This window comes from Flavobacterium hydrophilum (assembly GCF_003202405.1).
Classification (GTDB): Bacteria; Bacteroidota; Bacteroidia; order Flavobacteriales; family Flavobacteriaceae; genus Flavobacterium; species Flavobacterium hydrophilum.
This window is the reverse complement of record NZ_QJHL01000001.1, coordinates 821200-841784: the sequence shown is the minus strand read 5'-3', so window position 1 is coordinate 841784 and position 20585 is coordinate 821200. Positions and strand designations below refer to the sequence as shown.

Annotated in this window: 11 protein-coding genes; 9 read left to right on the top strand and 2 right to left on the bottom strand. The window is 36.2% G+C overall.

What is annotated here, in order from left to right:
• Positions 1-54: 54 nt before the first annotated feature.
• The 9 genes from DMB68_RS03420 to DMB68_RS03380 all read left to right on the top strand — a co-directional run bounded on the left by DMB68_RS03420 (position 55) and on the right by DMB68_RS03380 (position 15358).
• Complete coding sequence (locus tag DMB68_RS03420) at positions 55-3351, top strand: VCBS repeat-containing protein (RefSeq protein ID WP_231131570.1); 3297 nt, start codon at positions 55-57, stop codon at positions 3349-3351.
• A 506-nt stretch (positions 3352-3857) separates the two neighbouring features.
• The gene (locus tag DMB68_RS03415) at positions 3858-4406 is read left to right on the top strand and encodes a hypothetical protein (RefSeq protein ID WP_110345256.1); all 549 of its coding nucleotides are present in this window, start codon (positions 3858-3860) and stop codon (positions 4404-4406) included.
• A complete protein-coding gene (locus DMB68_RS03410; protein WP_124019384.1) occupies positions 4390-5022 on the top strand; it encodes a hypothetical protein in 633 nt (210 codons plus the stop codon). Before DMB68_RS03415 ends, DMB68_RS03410 begins: the two co-directional genes overlap by 17 nt.
• Positions 5023-5029: 7 nt before the next feature.
• Positions 5030-5548, top strand: a complete 519-nt coding sequence (locus tag DMB68_RS03405; RefSeq protein WP_110345254.1) for a hypothetical protein — start codon at positions 5030-5032, stop codon at positions 5546-5548.
• Between the two features lie 100 nt (positions 5549-5648).
• Positions 5649-8798, top strand: a complete 3150-nt coding sequence (locus tag DMB68_RS03400) for a SusC/RagA family TonB-linked outer membrane protein (protein ID WP_110345253.1) — start codon at positions 5649-5651, stop codon at positions 8796-8798.
• A 15-nt stretch (positions 8799-8813) separates the two neighbouring features.
• Positions 8814-10262 (top strand): RagB/SusD family nutrient uptake outer membrane protein, encoded by a 1449-nt coding sequence (locus DMB68_RS03395; protein WP_110345252.1) that lies wholly within the window; start codon positions 8814-8816, stop codon positions 10260-10262.
• An 89-nt stretch (positions 10263-10351) separates the two neighbouring features.
• Positions 10352-11230 (top strand): hypothetical protein, encoded by an 879-nt coding sequence (locus tag DMB68_RS03390; RefSeq protein ID WP_231131569.1) that lies wholly within the window; start codon positions 10352-10354, stop codon positions 11228-11230.
• On the top strand, positions 11220-12782 hold the full coding sequence (locus DMB68_RS03385) for a phosphatase PAP2 family protein (protein WP_110345250.1): 1563 nt from the start codon (positions 11220-11222) through the stop codon (positions 12780-12782). The genes DMB68_RS03390 and DMB68_RS03385 overlap by 11 nt, the downstream gene beginning before the upstream one ends.
• Positions 12783-13192: 410 nt before the next feature.
• On the top strand, positions 13193-15358 hold the full coding sequence (locus DMB68_RS03380) for a beta-glucosidase (protein WP_110345249.1): 2166 nt from the start codon (positions 13193-13195) through the stop codon (positions 15356-15358).
• Between the two features lie 106 nt (positions 15359-15464).
• Here the strand turns inward: DMB68_RS03380 and xyl3A are convergent, their stop codons facing one another.
• Complete coding sequence (gene xyl3A, locus DMB68_RS03375) at positions 15465-18059, bottom strand: xylan 1,4-beta-xylosidase (RefSeq protein WP_110345248.1); 2595 nt, start codon at positions 18057-18059, stop codon at positions 15465-15467.
• A gap of 47 nt (positions 18060-18106) precedes the next feature.
• A complete protein-coding gene (locus DMB68_RS03370) occupies positions 18107-20569 on the bottom strand; it encodes a glycoside hydrolase family 95 protein (RefSeq protein WP_110345247.1) in 2463 nt (820 codons plus the stop codon).
• Between the last annotated feature and the right edge of the window lie 16 nt (positions 20570-20585).

Genomic DNA, 20585 nt, shown 5'->3' with positions numbered 1-20585 from the left:
CTGAATGTTACTTAAAACATTAATAGACAAATGACAAAATTATTATTTATAAAAATGAAAAATATAAAAATAAAAACAGCTTTTTTTAGTCTGTTAAGCCTAGTATTACTTGCCAGCTGTTCTACGAAAGAATCAGATGAAGTGATATTTTCTACATTAGACCGTGCTGATACAGGAATTGATTTCAGTAATAATCTGACAGAAAACGATTCTCTTAACTACTTTACCTATAATTATATTTATTTAGGAGGAGGAGTTGCTACAGGAGATATTAATAATGATGGCCTTGTAGATATCTATTTTACGGGAAATCAGGTACCCAATAAACTATATTTGAACAAAGGAAATCTAAAATTTGAAGATATCACTAAAAAAGCAGGTGTTGAAGGCGACAGCCGTTGGTACACTGGAGTTACTATGGCAGATGTAAATGCTGATGGCTTTTTAGATATCTATTGCAGTGTAGGGGGAAAATTTGGACCAAAAAACAATGAATTGTATATCAATAATGGTAATGGTACATTCACAGAAAAAGCTAAAGAATACGGCATTGATGATATAGGAAATAGTGTTCAGGGAACATTTTTTGATTATGACAAAGATGGCGATTTAGATTTATTCGTAGCCAACTACCCTCCTACCAAGTTCAATTCTGCAACCGGAGATTATGTACAGATGATGCTTCATGTTAAAGACAATGAATCCGGGCATTTATACCGAAATGACGGTAATCATTTTGCCAATGTTACCCAGGAAGCCGGAGTAAAAGCGTATGGTTTATCATTAAGTGCAACAATTGGTGATTTAAACAATGATAACTGGCCTGACATATACGTTTCAAATGATTTCAACTCACCTGATTTCATGTACATCAATAATCAGGATGGTACTTTTAAGGAAGTTGTAAAAGAAGCAATGTCTCATAATTCTTTCTATGGAATGGGAGTTGATATTTCTGATTTTAACAACGACGGTAACCTAGATGTTTTTCAGGTAGATATGGATGCCAAAGACAATCGCCGTAAAAAAGCAAATATGTCCAGCATGAATCCAAAACTCTTTTGGGATGTAGTTGATGCAGGTTTTAATTACCAATATATGCACAATTGTATGCAGCTCAATACAGGAGTTAATGAAAACGGAATACCTCATTTTGGAAATATATCGCGTATTACAGGAACCTCCTCTACCGACTGGAGTTGGGGACCTTTATTCGCAGATTTTGACAATGACGGGAACAAGGATTTGTTTGTAAGTAACGGAACCAGAAGAGAAATCAACAATAATGATTTCTTTAATAGTTTAGAGGCTTTGGATTTACAACCTAAGGACCTCCTTAAAAAATCTCAGGAAATTCCATCTGAGAAAATCGATAATTTTATGTTTCAGAATAAAGGAAATTTAAATTTTGAACAGGTAAATAAAAAGTGGGGAATTGAATATAAAGGCTTTTCAAATGGTGTAGCTTATAGCGATTTAGATAATGATGGCGATTTAGATTTAGTTGTAAACAATATCGATGATTACGCCTCTGTTTTTGAAAATTCAAGCTCCAAAATCAATAATTATATCAAGATTAATTTCAAAGGAAGTTCAAAAAACACTTTTGGTTTGGGAAACCGCGTTTACATAAAAACAAAAAAAGGAACCCAAATGCAAGAGCTTACTTTAACAAGGGGTTTTCAGTCATCAGTAGCTCCTGAATTGCATTTTGGATTAGCAAAAGACAAAACTATTGACGAAGTAAAAGTAGTCTGGACTAATGGCAAAATCCAAAAGTTATATAATGTTGACGCGAACCAAACGCTACACTTCAAAGAACAGGATGCCAAAGAAGAAACAACTCCGAAAACAATTGCTAAAAATGCTCTTTTTAAATCCGAAAATAATGTATTCCCTGTTTTTAAACACGAAGAAAACAAATACGATGATTTTAAAGATCAGGTCTTACTGCCTCATAAAATGTCTACTTTTGGACCCACTATTTCTGTTGGTGATCTAAATAAAGACGGCCTTGATGATTATTTCATTGGAGGCTCCGCAGGCTATACCGGAAAAATATTTTTACAAACTCAAAAAGGCTTTACAGAAAAAAAAGTTCAGGCACTTGAGGAAGACAAATTTAGTGAAGATACAGGATCATTGATTTTTGACGCTGACAATGACGGTGATAATGACTTATATGTAGTAAGCGGGGGATATGAATTTTTAATAAACGATCCAAAATTACAAGACAGATTATACCTCAACAACGGAAAAGGTGATTTCGCCAAAGCGCCAAAAGGAGTATTGCCAACAATATTAGCCAGCGGCTCAAAAGTATATCCAATCGATTATGATAAAGATGGAAAAAACGATCTTTTGGTATTAGGAAGACAAGTTCCCGGACAATATCCGTCACCTGCAACAACTTATTTGCTACACAATATTAGTACTGCAAGTCAACCAAAATTTGAAATTTCTAAAAAAGCGCCTAAAGAATTCATTAATCTGGGAATGGCAACAAGTGCTGTAATTACGGACTTTGATAATGATAAATCAGATGACATCATTATCGTTGGCGAATGGATGCCAATCCGTGTTTTTCAAAATACGAAGACAGGTTTCAAAGAAGTTACAAAAAACACGGGGCTTACTGATGACACTACAGGCTGGTGGTGGAGCATTCAGCAAGGTGATTTTGACAAGGATGGCGACATGGATTACATAGTTGGAAATAATGGTTTGAATTATAAATATCAGGCTACTCCCAATGAAACCTTTGATATTTTTGTAAAAGATTTTGATAACAATAACCACAAAGATATTGTATTGAGTTATTACAATGACGGCAAGCAATATCCAGTACGCGGGCGTGGCTGTTCCTCTCAACAAATCCCAAATATCAAGAAAAAATTCAAAAACTACGAAAGTTTTTCACAAGCTACACTCGTTGACGTTTATACAGAAAAATCACTTAAAGAAGCCTTACACTATAAAGTAAAATCTTTTGCAAGTATCTATCTGGAAAACAGAAATGGAAAATTTGTCATTCATAAATTACCTGTTGAAGCACAGATTAGCTGTATCAATCAAATAGCAGTTGATGACTATGATAAAGATGGTAAACTTGATGCTTTAATTACAGGCAATATGTTTAATTCTGAAGTGGAAACACCAAGAAATGATGCAGGTCATGGATTGTTTTTAAAAGGAAATGGCAAAGGTTCATTCTTGCCGGTTTCAGCAATTAAAAGTGGATTCTTTACTCCCGGAGATGTGAAAAACATGGAAAAAATTAAAGTAAAAGACAAAAATTACTTTCTGGTAACCAATAATAATTCATATTTACAAAGTATCAGAATTAATTAAACGCTTCATAAAAACATGTGTTATAGTTCGTCCAGTAAAAAATTGATTTGCTGATTTCGTATGAACTGGAATACTGCAAGTATATTTCACTTTCAGATGTATCGTTAAAACAGTACTTACAAGATCTTTTTGATCTTGTAAGGAATTGTTTTTTCTAAAACTTGATATTCAGACGTCTTAAAATTGTGTGTAGCCAATTGTATTTAAGTAAGACCTTGTTTTATAACATTACGTCATGTTTTTTAAGCTAAATAAATCTGCTCTTCTAATTTAAAGGCTAAACTATTCTAATCATTTAATCTTCTTTTAGGAAACAAAACCAATAGGAATACTTCATTTTGAGGGTTAAAAAATAATCCATCACGTTTGTTCATTATATGCAATCAGATTTATAAAAAACTGATTGTCAACCTAATGAATATTAGTCTGTATTAACAACATTTTATTGTAGCGATTTCTATACTACAAATCAGAGGTCAATATATCGCATTTAAAGCAATCAAATCATGAAAAAAATACCATCATTATATCCAGAATTTGCTTTTATAACATTTGTTCTAATCGCTTTTGCAACACAAAAAATTACTGCCCAGGGTTGTGTAGCTGTTCGTCAAATGGGCGGTCTGTATTTAAATTCTGCAAGTTCTTATAATTTAAACGAAGGCGAATTTCAGGTAGGGGCAAATTACCGTTATTTTCATTCCTGGAGGCATTTTGTTGGCAAAGAAGAGCAATTAGAGCGTCAGACTTCTGGCGGTGGTCATGACGAAAACGGTGTGGAGAGAGGAAATGCCGTAAACATCTATTCGCATGCGGTAGATTTTAATTTTTCATACGGAATAACCAGCAGAATCCAGATAAATGCCACTTTGCCTTATGTGCAGAATGAGCGTTCTCAGGTTCTAAGGCAATCAACTCCAGTAAAAGACACACTTAGATACAGCGTTTATGCACAAGGCTTTGCAGATGCAAGAGTAAGTGTCAATTACTGGTTTTTTGACCCAAAAACAGCTCATAAAGGAAATTTAATGCTGGGACTTGGCGCCGCAAACTGATGGTACAACAAAAAGTGTCGTAATGGATCAGGCCATTCAGCCAGGTGATGGCGGAGTTGGAGTTTCAGTAGAGGCACAAGTATTCAGACAATTAACGGGGCGTTTGTATGGATTTGCAAACGGATATTACTTATTTAACCCTAAAGAATCAAATGGCACATTTAAATCGGCTCCAAAAGCAGGTTTAGAGGGTTATGAAATTTATGCCTCTCCGGATCAATATTTTGCAAGGGCGGGTGTATCTGCAGCAATAGACAAAAAAGAAAATTTTAATGTTTCGCTGGCCGGACGAATTGAAGGAATCCCTGCTTATGATGCATTTGGAGGACAAGTCGCCTATCGTCGCCCCGGGTATGTTATAGCAGTAGAATATGGTTTTTCTTATCATGTCGGAAAACATAATTTCAGCTTGTTTATTCCCTATAATATTGTAAAAAACCGTATCCAGAGTGCCGCAGATATTGCCAGCGAAAATTTACAAAATTCGGTTATTACCGATCCTTCCAAAAAAGTTCATGTACAAGGAGATGCAGCTTTCGCAGATTATTCTGTTAATATAGGATATTCTTACCGCTTTAGCTTAGGAAAAAAAGTAAAAGTAACAATGCCTAATTAAGCATCACATGAAAACAACTTTTAACTTTTTCTATTTCTTATTAAGTGAAAAAATAGGAAAGCATGGTGTGAATTTGATGCGCATCGCACTCGCTACAATTTACATTTGGTTTGGAGTTTTAAAAATCTTCGGAGTGAGCCCGGCTGGTGATTTAGTAGAGAAAACCGTTTTTTGGTTTAAACCGGAATTATTTATTCCAATACTTGGAATTTGTGAAGTCTGTATTGGAACAGGTTTACTTATCAGGAAATGGATTCCGCAAACGATACTGTTGCTTTTAGCGCACATGACAGCAACCCTCACTCCTATTTTTATACTGCAATCCAGCTGTTTTGAGATTTTCCCTTACGAACCTACGCTGGCAGGCCAATACATTATCAAAAATCTTGTTCTGGTTGCGGGAGCGCTTGTTATCTCCGGAAAATATAATGAGGATTATTATGCCGAAATGAATTTGAAGAAAGAGCAAGAAAAATTTGCGGCAAATACTCCAACAGATAATCAAATTTTGAACGAACATATATGAATATTTCCTCAAAGTATATTAGTACGAAATGATGTAATAAGAGTGATCATTAAGGGCTACTCCCTAATTTAATTTTAATATTAAAATCAATATTTATAATATGTTATTAGAAAAACATTTAAAATTACTACTCCCTTTTTTCTTTTTGCTTACTGCACAGGTTTATGGGCAACAGCAAAACCTGAAAGGGAAAATTGTGGATACTAAAGACAATATGCCATTAATTGGTGCAACAGTTCAGTCAGAAACTGAAGAAATTACTACCAATCAGGATGGGGAATTTGTAATTCCAAATCAAAAATTACCACTTACATTAAAAATAAGTTACATCGGATATACTACACAGGAAATTGTGGTAAGCTCTTTTGATTTATTAACAGTCAAACTGCTTAAAGATTCTAACCAATTAGATGAAGTCCTGATTTCGAGCGGGTATTTGTCTCAAAAAAAATATGAGTTCTCAGGCTCCGTTTCCACAATTTCAGCAAGGCAATTGCAGAACAGGCCTTCTACCAGCTTCGATCAGTTGTTAGGCGGGCAGGCAACCGGAATCGATGTAATTCAGTCTACAAGCGTATTGAACAACACGCCTGTAATTCGGGTCCGGGGCTTAAACACCATTACTTCCGGGCTTTTTCCTTTAATTGTAGTAGATGGAGTCGCTGTTTTTACCGGATCATTGGGGGGATTTATTGGAAACAATCCGCTATCAGGGATTAATCCCAATGATATTGCCTCTGTTAATGTACTGAAAGACGCCTCTGCTTCTGCTATATATGGCTCCAGAGCAGCAAATGGCGTTATGGTAATTACTACTAAAAAAGGTAAAAACGGTAAAACTAAATTCAATTACAACAGCTGGTTCAGCCGAAGCACACCTTATAATTTGCCTAAATTATTAAATGCTGAAGATTATACCATGATAAAAAATGAAGCACTTGTCAATGCAGGCAAAGCACCCGGTTTTTTTCTTTCTCAAAATGCTGACGGAAGTACCGTAGACACAAATTGGTATGATGTGGCTTATGAACCGGGTTATTCAAGCAATCACAATATTAATGTTTCCGGAGGCAATGAAACGACTCAATATTATTTTTCATTAGACTATACCAACCAAAATAGTTTTATAAAAAACAACACCTTTCAAAATTACATGACACGATTAAATATTAGTCATGAGCTGAATAAGTTTATTAGGGCTGGTGTAAATCTTTCTTACAGCAGGGCAAAAAACGTAGGTCCAAATACGGGTGCCGTTGCAGGTAACACTTTATCTTCATCAACCTATAACACCGAATATATTACGAATGAACCTTTAGGCAGAATGACGTATGTTTTGCCTCCCAACGTACCGGTTTATAATCCGGATGGGTCTTATAGCATTCAAAACGGTATAAGTGTAGGCTATGGAGCTAATATTCCGGCTATTATTGGTACAATCAATGCCTACAATTTAGCTATGGTTCAGGAGCTTGATCTGACTACATCAATTAGTAAATCCCTTTTAGGAAATGTGTATGGAGAGTTTGATATCACCAAAAAACTAACTTTTAGAACCAGTTTTGGATTGAATACTATTGGGCTGGAGAACAAATTATTTTTAAATCCAATTCACGGAGGAGGAGCATCTTACAACGGTGTAGCAACCAACATTGCTACTGATCTGTCAAGAACTGACTGGGCGAATACCATTATGTATAAGGATTCTTTTAATGAGGAACATAATTTCATGATTCTGGCAGGTTATGAAAGAATTAAAACAACTTTAGAAAGCTGGGGAGCGACCCAAAGTAATGTAACCGACACCTATTATAAAAATTATCAGGGAAGTTATGCCAATATTTCACCGATTGGAAATGACCTTTCAGAAAATGCCTTAGTGTCTTATTTTACGAACTTGAACTACAATTATAAAAACAAATATTTCCTGACTTTAAATTATAGAATTGATGGTTTATCGGCATTATCAGAAGGAAATAAATACGGCAATTTTGGAGGTGGTTCTGTAAGCTGGAACCTGCTGGAAGAATCCTTTTTAAATGATTCAAAACTAAAGGGATTTCTCGATAACTTAAAACTCAGGGCCAGTTATGGAATTGTAGGAAATAGCGAAATAGGAAACTATCCTTCAATTGGCACCTATAATTCATCTACTTATGGTGGCGCACCAACATTGGGTTATTCGCAAACTGCGAATCCGAACCTAAAATGGGAAACCAGTTCAAAACTTGATTTGGGACTCAATTTCGCAATGCTAAACAATCGCATTTCGGTAGAGTTTGATTATTACAATAATAAAATCAGGGATTTGATCCTAAAAACACCCCAATCACTTTCTGCAGGAATTCCGAATAGTTATATTAACGAAAATGTTGGCGGAATGTACAATACAGGTTTTGAAATCGGGATTAATGCACTCGCTGTTACTGCCAGAAATTTCAATTGGAATGTAAGTTTAAACCTTTCCACACTTAAAAACAAAGTGACTTCATTAGCAAGCGATGTATTTGTACCAAGTGTATTTGGAGTACAAAATATGACCAGAGTAGGCTATTCGATAGGGTCTGTTTTTGCGGTTCCTAACAAAGGTGTAAATCCTGAAAACGGCCAAATGATTTTTATCAACAGCGAAGGCAAAGAAGTGCAGTACAATCATATTGGTTCTCCAAAATGGACGTATCTCGATGGCAGCGCCGCTACGGCGATAGACAATTATAAAGATGGTGTGATACAAGGACCATCATTACCAAAACTATTTGGAGGATTAAACAACACTTTTAATTATAAGAATTTTGTTTTAGCCGTAAATCTGACTTTCTCACAAGGTAACAAACTGTATAACGGAACACGTGCCACGAATTCAGATCAGCGTTATTTTAACAATGGGGAATTTATAAAAAACAGATGGACAACCCCTGGTCAAATTACCGATATTCAAAAATTGTATTATGGTGATAATGTTTCGGCTGGTTTTTCCTTTTCAAGCACTTCAAAAGTAGAAGATGGTTCTTTTGTAAAACTTAAGAATGTTTCTTTGGGATATAATGTCCCTCTGGAAGCTTCTTTTCTAAAAAATACATTTAGCTCTGTTTATGTGTATTTACAAGGCAACAACTTGTACACTTTTACCAAATACAGAGGTTCTGACCCCGAAGTTTCTATTAACGGAAACTCTATTAATTCAGGAAAAGATCAAAATGTTCCTCCCAACGCTCAGGTGTATACTTTGGGTTTAAATATTGGATTTTAATTAAAAGCAAAAACAATGAAAAAATATATTTTAATAAGCTGTTTTATTCTGATGTTTAGCTCAGCCTGTAACGACGATTTATTAGACACTGAACCAGAAACCAGTATTCCCGAATCAATTGCATTTAGCACTCCGGCTAAGATTTTGGCACAGACCAATAATTTATACAAGCAGTTACAAAATCAAAACTTTTACGGTGGCCGATTCATTGTTTTTAATGAACAGCGGGCAGATCAATTTGGTCAGAATGACGGAAATGCAGCAACTGGTTCTGCTGTATGGAATCAAAATGTGGCATCAACAAATGATTTTGTAAACAATGTCTGGGCAATTGGATATACTGCTATTAATGCATCAAATATTTTAATCAGTAAAATGAATGAAACTACGATAATTTCAAAAGAGCTGGCCAAGAACTATATTGCCGAAGCCAAATTTATTCGTGCTTTTTGTTATTTCAGTTTGATTCAAACCTATGCAAAACCCTATAATCAGGACAAAATTTCTTTAGGTCTGCCTTTGCGATTAACTCCAATTACAACTTCCGGACATAATGATTTGGCCCGAAGTTCTGTCGAAATGGTGTACACGCAAATTCTGAAAGATTTAGATGAAGCCGAAACAGATTTACCTGTTAGTTACACTACTCCATTACTGAATACATCCAGAGCCAAAAAGTGTACGGCAATTGCATTAAAAACAAGGGTTTTATTGGTTCAGAACAATTTTGAGAAGGTCATTACAGAATCTAAAAAAATTGTTTCTTCTACCCTGCCTTTTCAATATACGGAAGGAAATTTAACCCAAAAATTAGAAGCTAATTATACTGCTATTTTTGGAGGAAGCTACACCGGAACTGAAGCCGTTTTTTCTATTCCTTTTGCAAACTCTACAACAGAAACACCTTCGGCACAATATTCTTTAGCGTATAATTATTTAGCACAGCCTATTATCTTTTTAGCTGCCGCAGGAATTGTCAGCGATCCTGCATTGAATTCAGGTACTGATGCCCGTTCGGGACTTATTGGCATTAGTGCGGCAAATCAAAAAGTATTAAAAAAATTCAGTGTAACAACAGCACCTTTTAGAGATTATGTACCTGTAATTCGCTATGCAGAAATACTATTAAATTATGCAGAAGCAGCTGCTAATACAAATGATTTAGAGACATCAAAGGCTTTATTGAAAGCGGTAAGAAACCGATCAGACCCTAATTATGTTTTTCCGGAAATCGACATTGCAACAAAAGAGTCCCTGATTGCGACAATACAAAAAGAAAGGGATATCGAACTTTTAGGCGAAGGTTTCCGATTGATGGATTTACAAAGAAAAGTACAAACCTTACCTGCCAAAAAAGGGTCAATCGGTACCGCTCCTTTGGTATTGCCAACCAGTAGTAATTATATCTGGCCAATCCCGAGCGGTGAAATAGCAACCAACAATTTGATGGTTCCTAATCCTTAACCAGTATTAACAAACTAATAAATTAACCAAAAAAGAATATTGAAATGAGAAAATTATACACGTGTTGTCTCTTACTAATTTCCATTATGATGAGCGCACAGACCGATATTGATGCTCTGATGATGAACAAAAATAATTTTTGTTTCGGTGCAGTTTACCAATACAGCAGCTGGGAAAAGTACTGGGAAGGTACTTTTAAAAGAGAAAATCTTAATCTGGGAACCGTATCTACTAAAGGCGTTGCTGCTATGTGCGCATATGGAATAACAGATAAACTTAATTTCCTTTTTAGCATTCCGTATCTTGAAACTAATGCTACTGCAGGAACGATGAAAGGCCAAAAAGGGATGCAGGATTTAGTGTTGACTGTAAAATACATTCCTTTTGAAAAGACCGTAGACAATACCACTTATTCTTTATTTGTTTTAGGAAGTTATTCCATGCCTACAAGTGATTATACAGCTGATTATTTACCTTTAAGCATCGGTCTTCGCAGCAAAACCGGAACCTTAAGATTGATGGGAGACGTTCAGGTCAGAAATTTTTTCACCACATTGTCTGCTGCCTACATTAAAAGATCGAATATCAAAATTGATCGAAATTCATATTTAACAGATGAGATTCATTACACCAATGAAGTAAATATGCCGGATGTCATGAACTTTAATTTAAGATTAGGCTATAGATCCAACTGGTTAATTGCCGAAGCCATAATTGACCATACGATTACACAGTCCGGAGGTTTTGACATTACAAAAAATAATATGCCTTTCCCGAGTAATACGATGAATGCTTTCAAATTAGGCTTAAATGCGAAATATACGCTGAAGAAAATTCCCGAGTTAGCTATTGTGGGTGGTTATAATGTAGTAACTGAAGGCAGAAATGTTGGAGAGGCTACTTCTTTCTACGGAGGTTTATTCTATCTGATTAATTTTAAAAACAAAAACAACCAAGATGAAAAATAATATCAAAAAAATTGTCTTTAAAAGTCTTTTACTCTTATTGGTCGGACTTGGACTTATACATTCCTGTAATGATGAGATAACTGAACGCAATGATCAGTTTCCGAAGTTAAATCCAACAAACACCGATGCTTTGGCAGGTACCTGGAAACCTTATCTTTTAACTGCGCCTGACGAATTTTCAATAGACGTACCTGTTGCTACAAATACGCCTGCCTACACAAGGGAAATTAACGAAATCAAGAGTTTTCAGGTTAGTATTACTGATGAACAAAGAAACATTATAAACTATTGGAGCGTTGGCAGTATATTGCGTTGGAATGAAATTATGCGAACATTGGTAGCAAGACACAATCGTCCTCCTTATCAAAATGAAGACGGAACATATCCGGCTCCTTCACCAGCCAATCCGTTTGCGTATCCTCAATTCCCATTTTCCAATCCTCCTTATGCAGCAAGAGCATATGCCTATGTGAGTGCCGCTCAATATGATGCATTGATTGCTGCATGGCATTATAAAAAACTTTATAACAGAGCTGCTCCTTATACTGTTGATCCAACGCTGCAAGTGTTAATCCCTAAAAGCACTTTGCCATCCTATCCTTCAGAAGATGCTGTTGTTACAGGAGTTACTATTGAATTATTAAAATTATTATTTCCAACTGAAATTGCTTATGTAAACAAAAAAGCCGAAGAAGAAAAGTTATACCGTATCATTAGTGGTGCAAATGTTCGTTCAGATATTGACGCCGGGATAATTTTGGGCAGAAAAGTTGCTGCAAAATTTATAGCCCGTGCTTCAACTGATGGTGCTGGAGCTGCTATTGGAACACCGGCAATCTGGGCACAATTAGAATCTCAGACTGCTGCAAAAGGAGAAATTCCATGGAAATCATTAGAAAAACCAGCCAGACCACCTATGCTTCCCTTATTCGGAAAAGTAAAATCGTTTTTGATGTCAGAAGCGGATATTGTAGCAAATCGTCCTCCTGCGCCACCTACTACAAAATCTGATGCTTTTGCTAAAGAATTAGCTGAAATAAAAAAATATAGCCAGGACAACTCCAGAAAACACCTGGAAATTGTCAGTTTTTGGGCTGACGGAGTAGATACTTCTACCCCTCCCGGACACTGGAATGCTATTGCCGCCGAATCTTTCGTACAGCAACAGTATAGTGAAGTTCGATGGGCAAGAAATATGGCGCTGTTAAATATTGCGATGATGGATGCTGCGATTAGCTGCTGGGATGCCAAATACACTTATTTTAACCCACGTCCATGTCAAATGGATCCTTCCATTAAAACAACTACAGGGGTTCCAAATTTTCCGGCCTATGTTTCCGGCCATTCTACCTTTAGTGCTGCTGCCTGTGCTGTTTTGTCGCATTTCATTCCGGCTAAAAAAGATGAATATGAGGCAATGGCAACAGAAGCATCAAACTCAAGAATGTATGGCGCTATCCATTACAGAAGTGATTGCGAAAAAGGATTAGAATTAGGTAAAAAAGTGGGCGGTTTTGCTGTTGCGAGGGCAGTTACGGACGGAGCGGAATAGAAGCATTGAATTATTACCAATAATTTATCAAATTAAACCTGGCAAGCGTTAAGACCTGCCAGGTTTTTATATTTAAAATTGCCTTTAATATTTAGTCCGATCTAAAAAAACAGTAAACATTGTTCAATTCTTCTAAACCTAAAAACAAAGGTTTTTACATCCATCAGCTTATTAAATCATCTAATATTTTGATCCTGTATAACAGGCATGACGCATTTTTTATTAAGGTTTAAAAATTTAGCTTTTTTTTATTCAAGTCTGCTTCATTTATTATATAAAATGCTCGATTTGTATGATTCCAATACCCGTCATTCGGCTACTTTTGAAAACTTTTAACGGGTTTATTTCCGAATTTATCACTAAAATAAAATTATTTAATTTAACCAAAAAGGTTTTCTAAAACATATAAAATGAGGGTACGAGTTATGGCTATTGTTTTGTTTTCAGCATTTTTTCAGAGTTCTTTTTCACAAACAAATAATGCTACTGAAAAAAGAATTCAACAGTTAATTAAGAAAATGACTTTGAAAGAAAAAGTCGGTATGCTGCATGGTAATTCTAAATTTTACACCTCAGCAATAAAACATCTTGGTATTCCTGAATGGGCCTTGTCTGATGGTCCGCACGGAGTCCGGGCAGAAATGAATCGTCATGACTGGAAGTACACCGGGCAAACTGATGATTTCTCTACCAGCTTTCCTCCTGGAACTGCTATGGCTGCGAGCTGGAATCTAAATCTGGCTAAACAGCGTGGATTTGTTTTGGGTGAAGAAGCCCGTTTCCGTAAAAAAGATGTTTTGCTTGGCCCAGGAATCAACATTATTCGTTCTCCGCTTTGCGGGCGAAACTTTGAGTATTTGAGCGAAGACCCTTTTCTTATTTCCCAACTTTCCATAAGTTATATTGAGGCCTTGCAAACGAAGGATGTTGCTGCCTGTGTGAAGCATTTTGTAGCCAATAATCAGGAAGAAAATCGTTTTGTAGTAGATGTAAATATGAGCGAAAGGGCTTTACGCGAAATTTATTTACCGGGCTTCAGGTCCTCAGTTGTTGATGCCGGAGCATTAGGAGTTATGGGTGCTTACAATAAATTCAGAGGCGAATATTGTACCGAAAATGATTATTTGGGACGAACACTTTTGCGAAATGAGTTTAATTTTAAAGGGGTCTACATGTCTGATTGGGACGCTGTTCACAGTACCGAAAAAGCGGCTTTGGCTGGTTTGGATTTAGAAATGGGAACTGAAAAAGAAAATTATAATGACTGGTATTTTGCTGATCCTTTGATTAAAGCGGTACAGGAAGGACGTGTAAAAGAAAGCATAGTGAATGAAAAAGTGGCAAACATTCTGAGAGTCATGATCAAAACCAAAGTTTTAGATCCTCAAACTCGTATAAAAGGTGCTATAAATACAAAAGAACATCAGCAGGCTGCCTATCGTTCTGCAGTGGAAGCTGTTGTTCTGTTAAAAAACGAAAAGGGAACCCTACCCTTAAATATGAGTACCTTAAAATCAATAGCCATTATTGGTGATAATGCAACACGAACGCATTGTGGCGGTGGATTTAGTTCAGAAATCAAAGCTTTGTACGAGGTAACGCCTATTCAGGCTATGACTAATAAATACGGAAAGTCGATGCAGATCAATTTTGCACAAGGGTATGAAAAGCAGTCTCATGTTGTGGAGAGAAGCAGCGCCGGTCAATTAAATACGGATAAAGTAGATTGGAAATTAATCGATGAAGCAGTGGCCCAAGCCAAAAAATCTGATGTAGCAATCGTTTTTGCAGGTCTGAACCATGATTTTGATTCAGAATCATTTGACAGACTACATATGCGCCTGCCTTATGGACAAGAGACTTTAATTCAGGAAGTAGCCAAAGCAAATCCTAAAACGATTGTCGTAATTATTGCAGGCTCTCCACTTGAATTAGCAGGTATTGAATCCCGTGTTCCAGCCTTAGTCTGGGGATGGTACGGCGGAATGGAAGCCGGTAATGCTGTTGTTGATGTTTTGAGCGGCAAAGAATTTCCTTCGGGAAAACTGCCTTTTACTATTCCGGTTACTTTGAGCCAGTCGCCTGCTCATTCGTTAGGTGCTTATCCGGGACGTGATTTGAAAGTGAATTATGATGAAGATATTCTGGTAGGTTATCGCTGGTTTGATACGAAAGAAATTGAGCCTCAATATCCTTTTGGTTATGGTCTGTCATATACTTCTTTTGAAATTTCTAATGTTGCCACTGACAAAAAAGTCTATGGAATCAATGATGAGATAACAGTTAAATTCAACATTAAAAATACAGGAAAAGCTAATGGTGCTGAAGTAGTTCAATTGTATGCAGGTCAAACTGCCTCCTCTGTTTTAAGACCTAAAAAGGAATTAAAAGCATTCGATAAAATATTCCTGGCACCGGGAGAAGAAAAAACAGTTGACTTAAAAGTAAAAGTAAAAGATCTGGCTTTTTACGATGAGAAAACTTCCAGCTGGAAAATTGAATCGGGAGAATTTATGCTTTATACCGCTACATCAGCCAAAAATATCGTGAGCAGTCTGGCTGTAACTATCCAATAACAAGTTTTCAAAACGATTAAAAATATTCTTAATAATGAAAAAAGCTGCTCATTCGCAGCTTTTTTCATTATTAAAACATATTAATACTTTATAAAAACAATCTAATTTACTGAACAAACAGCTTAGTCATTTTTAAATCTTTATCATCTGAACTAGTACCATAGTATACGATATATTCACCGGAAGTTACATTCATTCCTCTACTATTGGAATCATAAAATTCAAACGAAGAAGGCGGTAAATCAATGGTCATATTTTGAGTTTCACCAGCTTTTAAATTGATTCGTTTAAAGCCCTTCAATGTTTTTAAAGGACCATCTGTATCGTTTGCTTTTCGAACATACACTTGTACAATTTCTGTTCCGTCACGTTTACTATTGTTCTTTATTTGTAACCTTAATTGCGTATTTTCATTCGGCTTTATTTTTGTCTTACTAAGATTTGCTGTACCAATATTAAATTTAGAATAACTTAAACCAAAACCAAAAGGGAACAAAACATCTGTTGTATATCTGTAAGTACGTCCTTTCATTGAATAGTCTTCAAAATCTCCAAGTATGTCTGAATTTTTATAAAATGAGACAGGCAGCTTGCCGGCAGGATTGTAGTCTCCAAAGATAACATCCGCAACAGCCTGGCCTCCTGATTCACCTGGATACCATGCCTGTAAAATTGCATCACAGCTTATTGTTTCGGGCATAAGAGCGATTGCAGAACCGGAGCAGTTTACAAAAACTACTTTTTTGCCTGCAGCTTTAAGCTCTTGCAAACATTTTCTCTGAACAGCAGGAAGTTCTATATTTGTTCGGTCTCCGCCTTTAAAACCCGGATAAGAAACAGGCATTTCTTCTCCTTCAAGCAGTGTGGAAAGTCCACCTACAAAAATTACGGTTTCGACACCTTTTAATTTTTGAATTAATGCCCCGAAATCTATATCAAATTCTTTTCCAAAATCGAATTCCAGATTAGCCTGCCAATTGTTTGACTGGGCAAAAAGAATTTCGATTTTATATTTTTTACCCGCTTCAACCGGAAATGGAATATTGCCGGGAACAGTGCGCCAGTTGGTATATTTTGCTATCGATTTACCGTCAACTAATAATTCGAAAACACCGGTTGCCCCTGTTTTAAAAACAAGAGTATCATTTGCTTTAGCTGAAAATTCTGTTTCATATTTTGCTGAAAATCCTTCTAATTTCACTCCCGAAGCAAATTCATGCTGTCCCGCAGTTGTCATTTTTATCGGATTTAAAATTTGCTGCGATATAACACTATTTCCTTCCCTGTTGGGATTATTCCAATAAGTAGCTTTCATCCCTTTTTTTCCTTCAAATGAAATCTGATCAAAATAACTTTGATTTACTTTGTCTTCCACTAAATCGCAGGCTTTATCATAAACCATTTTATTTTCGGCAATTTTTGATTGTATACCGTTCCTGATGGTAATCGTTTTAACTGGCGTTCCATTATAATTCCCCCATAACATTGGTTCATTATCAGCATTCGGACCTATAACTGCCACTTTACTTATCGCTTTATTTAAAGGAAGAATGTTATTTTTATTTTGCAAAAGCGTCATTGATTTTTGAGCCATTTCAAGTGCTAATTGCTGATGTTCTTTGCTATTAAGCACAGATGCGGGAATTTGAGCCCAAGGAACTATTGCATCATCATCCATTTCTCCTAAGTCAAAACGTCCAATTAATACACGAAGCAGGCTTTTATTAATATCTGCTTCCTTTATTAAATCCTTATCAACCGCTTCCGGTAAATTTTTAAATGGATATTTTTCCCAAACACATTCAACATCAGTACCTGCAAGTACTGCTTTAGAGGCAGCATGTACTGCATCTGATGAAACTTTATGGGTAGTATAAAAATCTGTAACTGCTCCACAATCTGAAACCACCAGATATTTAAATCCCCATTCATCACGAAGAATACGCTGCAACAAACGGGTATTACTGCAACATGGTTCGTCGTCTAAGCGCTGGTATGCACACATGACCTGTCGCACATCAGCATCCTGCACCAGCGATTTAAATGCCGGAAGATAAGTTTCGTACAATTCTCTGGGATTTACATTGTTTAAATTCAATTCATGCCTGCTCCACTCTGGTCCCGAATGAACGGCGAAATGTTTTGCACAGGCTAAAAGCTTACGGTATTTAGCATCTGCCGGCCCTTGAAGTCCCTTAACTACTGAAACTCCCATTCTCGAGGTTAGATATGGATCTTCTCCATAGGTCTCCTGACCTCGCCCCCAGCGGGGATCTCTGAAAATATTTACATTAGGAGTCCAAACCGAAAGACTTAAAAACCTCTTATTCTCATTACCGTTTTGAATCCATTGGTTATATTTTGCACGGGCTTCATCTGATACGGCGTTAAAAATATTGTATACTAACAAATCGTCAAATGAAGCTGCCATACCAATAGGTTCAGGAAAAACTGTGACATTATCATTATTTGCAAAACCATGCAGAGCTTCACTCCACCAATTAAATTTTTTAATTCCAAGTCTTGGTATCGCATCACTCTGATCACACATTAAAGATGCTTTTTCTTCAAGAGTTAATCTTGAAATTAAATCTTTTGCACGTTCTTGTGAACTCAGAGAGGCATCTTTAAATCGATATTGCTGTGCGTTTACACTAAAAACACATAGTAAACTTATGAGATATAGATAATTAATTTTCATGATTTTAGTATTGAAATTAATGTGTAGCTTTTTAAATTTTTAATTAATTATTTAATTGAAAAGTCGTATCTCTTGCCTTTTTCAGTCTCAATATCATAGAGATAAGTTGGAGCAATATTTAAAGATTCTATTTTTGATTCTTTAGCTATAACAGGCTTTTTGACATCATTTGTCTGATAAAACACATTTGAATTTTTTCCTGAAGCTGTTTTAAAATTCGGCTTTCCTTTTAAAGTCAGTTCATTCGGGGTTCTCAATCTAAGGTTTCCTCCAAGATTTGACTGAATAGTTACTGCAATTAATTTTCCCTGTTTCCATTTCATATTTTTAATTTCAAAGCCTCCACGTGCTTTTAGACCCGTTATCTCACCGGACTCTTTTAAAGCATCCGGTAAAGCAGGAAGCAAATGAACTGCCTCATCTGAACTCTGCATTAGCATTTCAGTTATTCCTGATGTACATCCAAAATTTCCATCAATTTGAAAGGGCGGATGTGCATCAAAAAGATTATTATAAGTTCCGCCTCCTTCCTTGTTTACACCAAGAGGAGTTAATTGATTTTGAATTAAACTGTAAGCGTGGTTTCCATCCTGCATTTTTGCCCACCAGTTCACTTTCCATCCCATACTCCATCCTGTAGATACGTCACCCCTTTGTAGTAAAGTATTTTTTGCTGCTGCAAAAAGTTCCGGAGTTCTGTATGCAGAAATTTGATTAGAAGGATACAATCCATATAAATGCGAAATATGTCTGTGGTTATCTTTGGGATCATCCACATCATCGAGCCATTCCTGAAGCTGATTGTATTTTCCAATCTGCATGGGAGGCAGCATTTCTCTTAATGTTTTCAAACTATCTGCATATTGTTTATTTTTTCCTAATATTTCTGATGCTTGAATTACTGAGCTAAAAACATCGAAAACGATTTGATTATCCATTGTTGAACCAGCTGTAACTGCTGAACCCTGATGGGCTGCCGGCGAATTTTCGGGTGAATTTCCGGGAGCTACAACCAGCCAGCCGTTTGTTGGATCTTTTATTAAAAAATCAGCATAAAAATCGGCTGCACCTTTTAGTACTTCATATACCGATTCCAAATATTTCTTATCCCCGGTATAGAGATAATGCTCCCATAAATGCTGACTCAACCAGCCACCTCCTGCATTCCAGACTCCCCAGGTAGCACCATCAACAGCACCGTTAATTCTCCAAATATCAGTATTATGATGTGCCATCCAGCCTCTCGCGCCATACATTACGCTGGCCGTTTCTTTGCCGGTTTGGGCTAATTCCTGAACCATTTTTAAGAGTGGCTCATGCATTTCTGATAAATTTGTTTTCTCAGCGGGCCAATAATTCATTTCTGTATTAATATTGATGGTATACTTACTATCCCATGCAGGTGACATACTATGATTCCAAATACCCTGAAGATTTGCCGGCTGTCCGCCAGGCTGCGAAGAAGAAATCAGTAAATATCGTCCATACTGATAATATAAAGTAACAAAAGAAGGATCTGATACATTTCTGAAATTAGCCAGTCTTTCATCTGTTGGTAATTTTGATGATTCTGTTGCCCCTAAATCAAGTTTAACCCTTTTAAAATATTTTTGATAATAAGCAATATGATCTGTCTTCATTTTATCATAATTCTTACCGAATGCCTTATCTAAAAATGACTTTGCAATTTCATTTTCTTTACCACTAATATCATTATAATTTATGAAGTTAGTCCCAATTGAAACATAAATCAGAACTGAATCTGCACCTTCAATTTTTATTGAATTACCAACAGTATTAACACTTCCGCCATTAACTTTAAACTTTGCCAGTGCGTTAAATTGTACCTTTCCTTCTATACCTTCATGATCACTTGTCCTACCGGAGAGCGAAAGTTCATTATTGCTGCTAACAGCTATTTCCTGGTTTTTATGCTGAGAAGTAAAAGCTGCAGTAAATGACAATTTTCCGGGTTTATCGGCAGTTATTTTCACAACTAACACCCGATCAGGAAAAGACATGAATGCTTCCCGAATGTAGGTGACACCCGCTACTTTGTATGAGGTTTTTGTAACCGCTTTTTCAATATCCAGTTCACGGTAATAGTCTTTAAAATCCTCATGAGCTGAAAAACTCAATTCTAAATTTCCTACTGGCTGAAACATCTGGCCATGGGATTTTTTAGTAATTATGTTCTCATTTATTAACTTTTCGGCTTTTTTGTATTCTTTCTGGAAAAGAAGTTTTCTAATTTCATTAAGAGCCTGTTTCGCATTAGGATTGTCATTTCTGTTAGGGCTGCCGCTCCAAACAGTAGCTTCATTTAATTGAAAAATTTCTTTCTCTACATTCCCATACACCATCGCGCCCTGAAAACCATTACCTATCGGCAGGGCATTTTCCCAAACTTTGCCCGAACTACTTTTATACCAAAGTTTTAATTCATCTATTTCCTGCGCAGATAATGCAAATCCAAAAAACAATAATAGGTTAATTAAATATATTTTCATAAGTATTTAGTTTCGT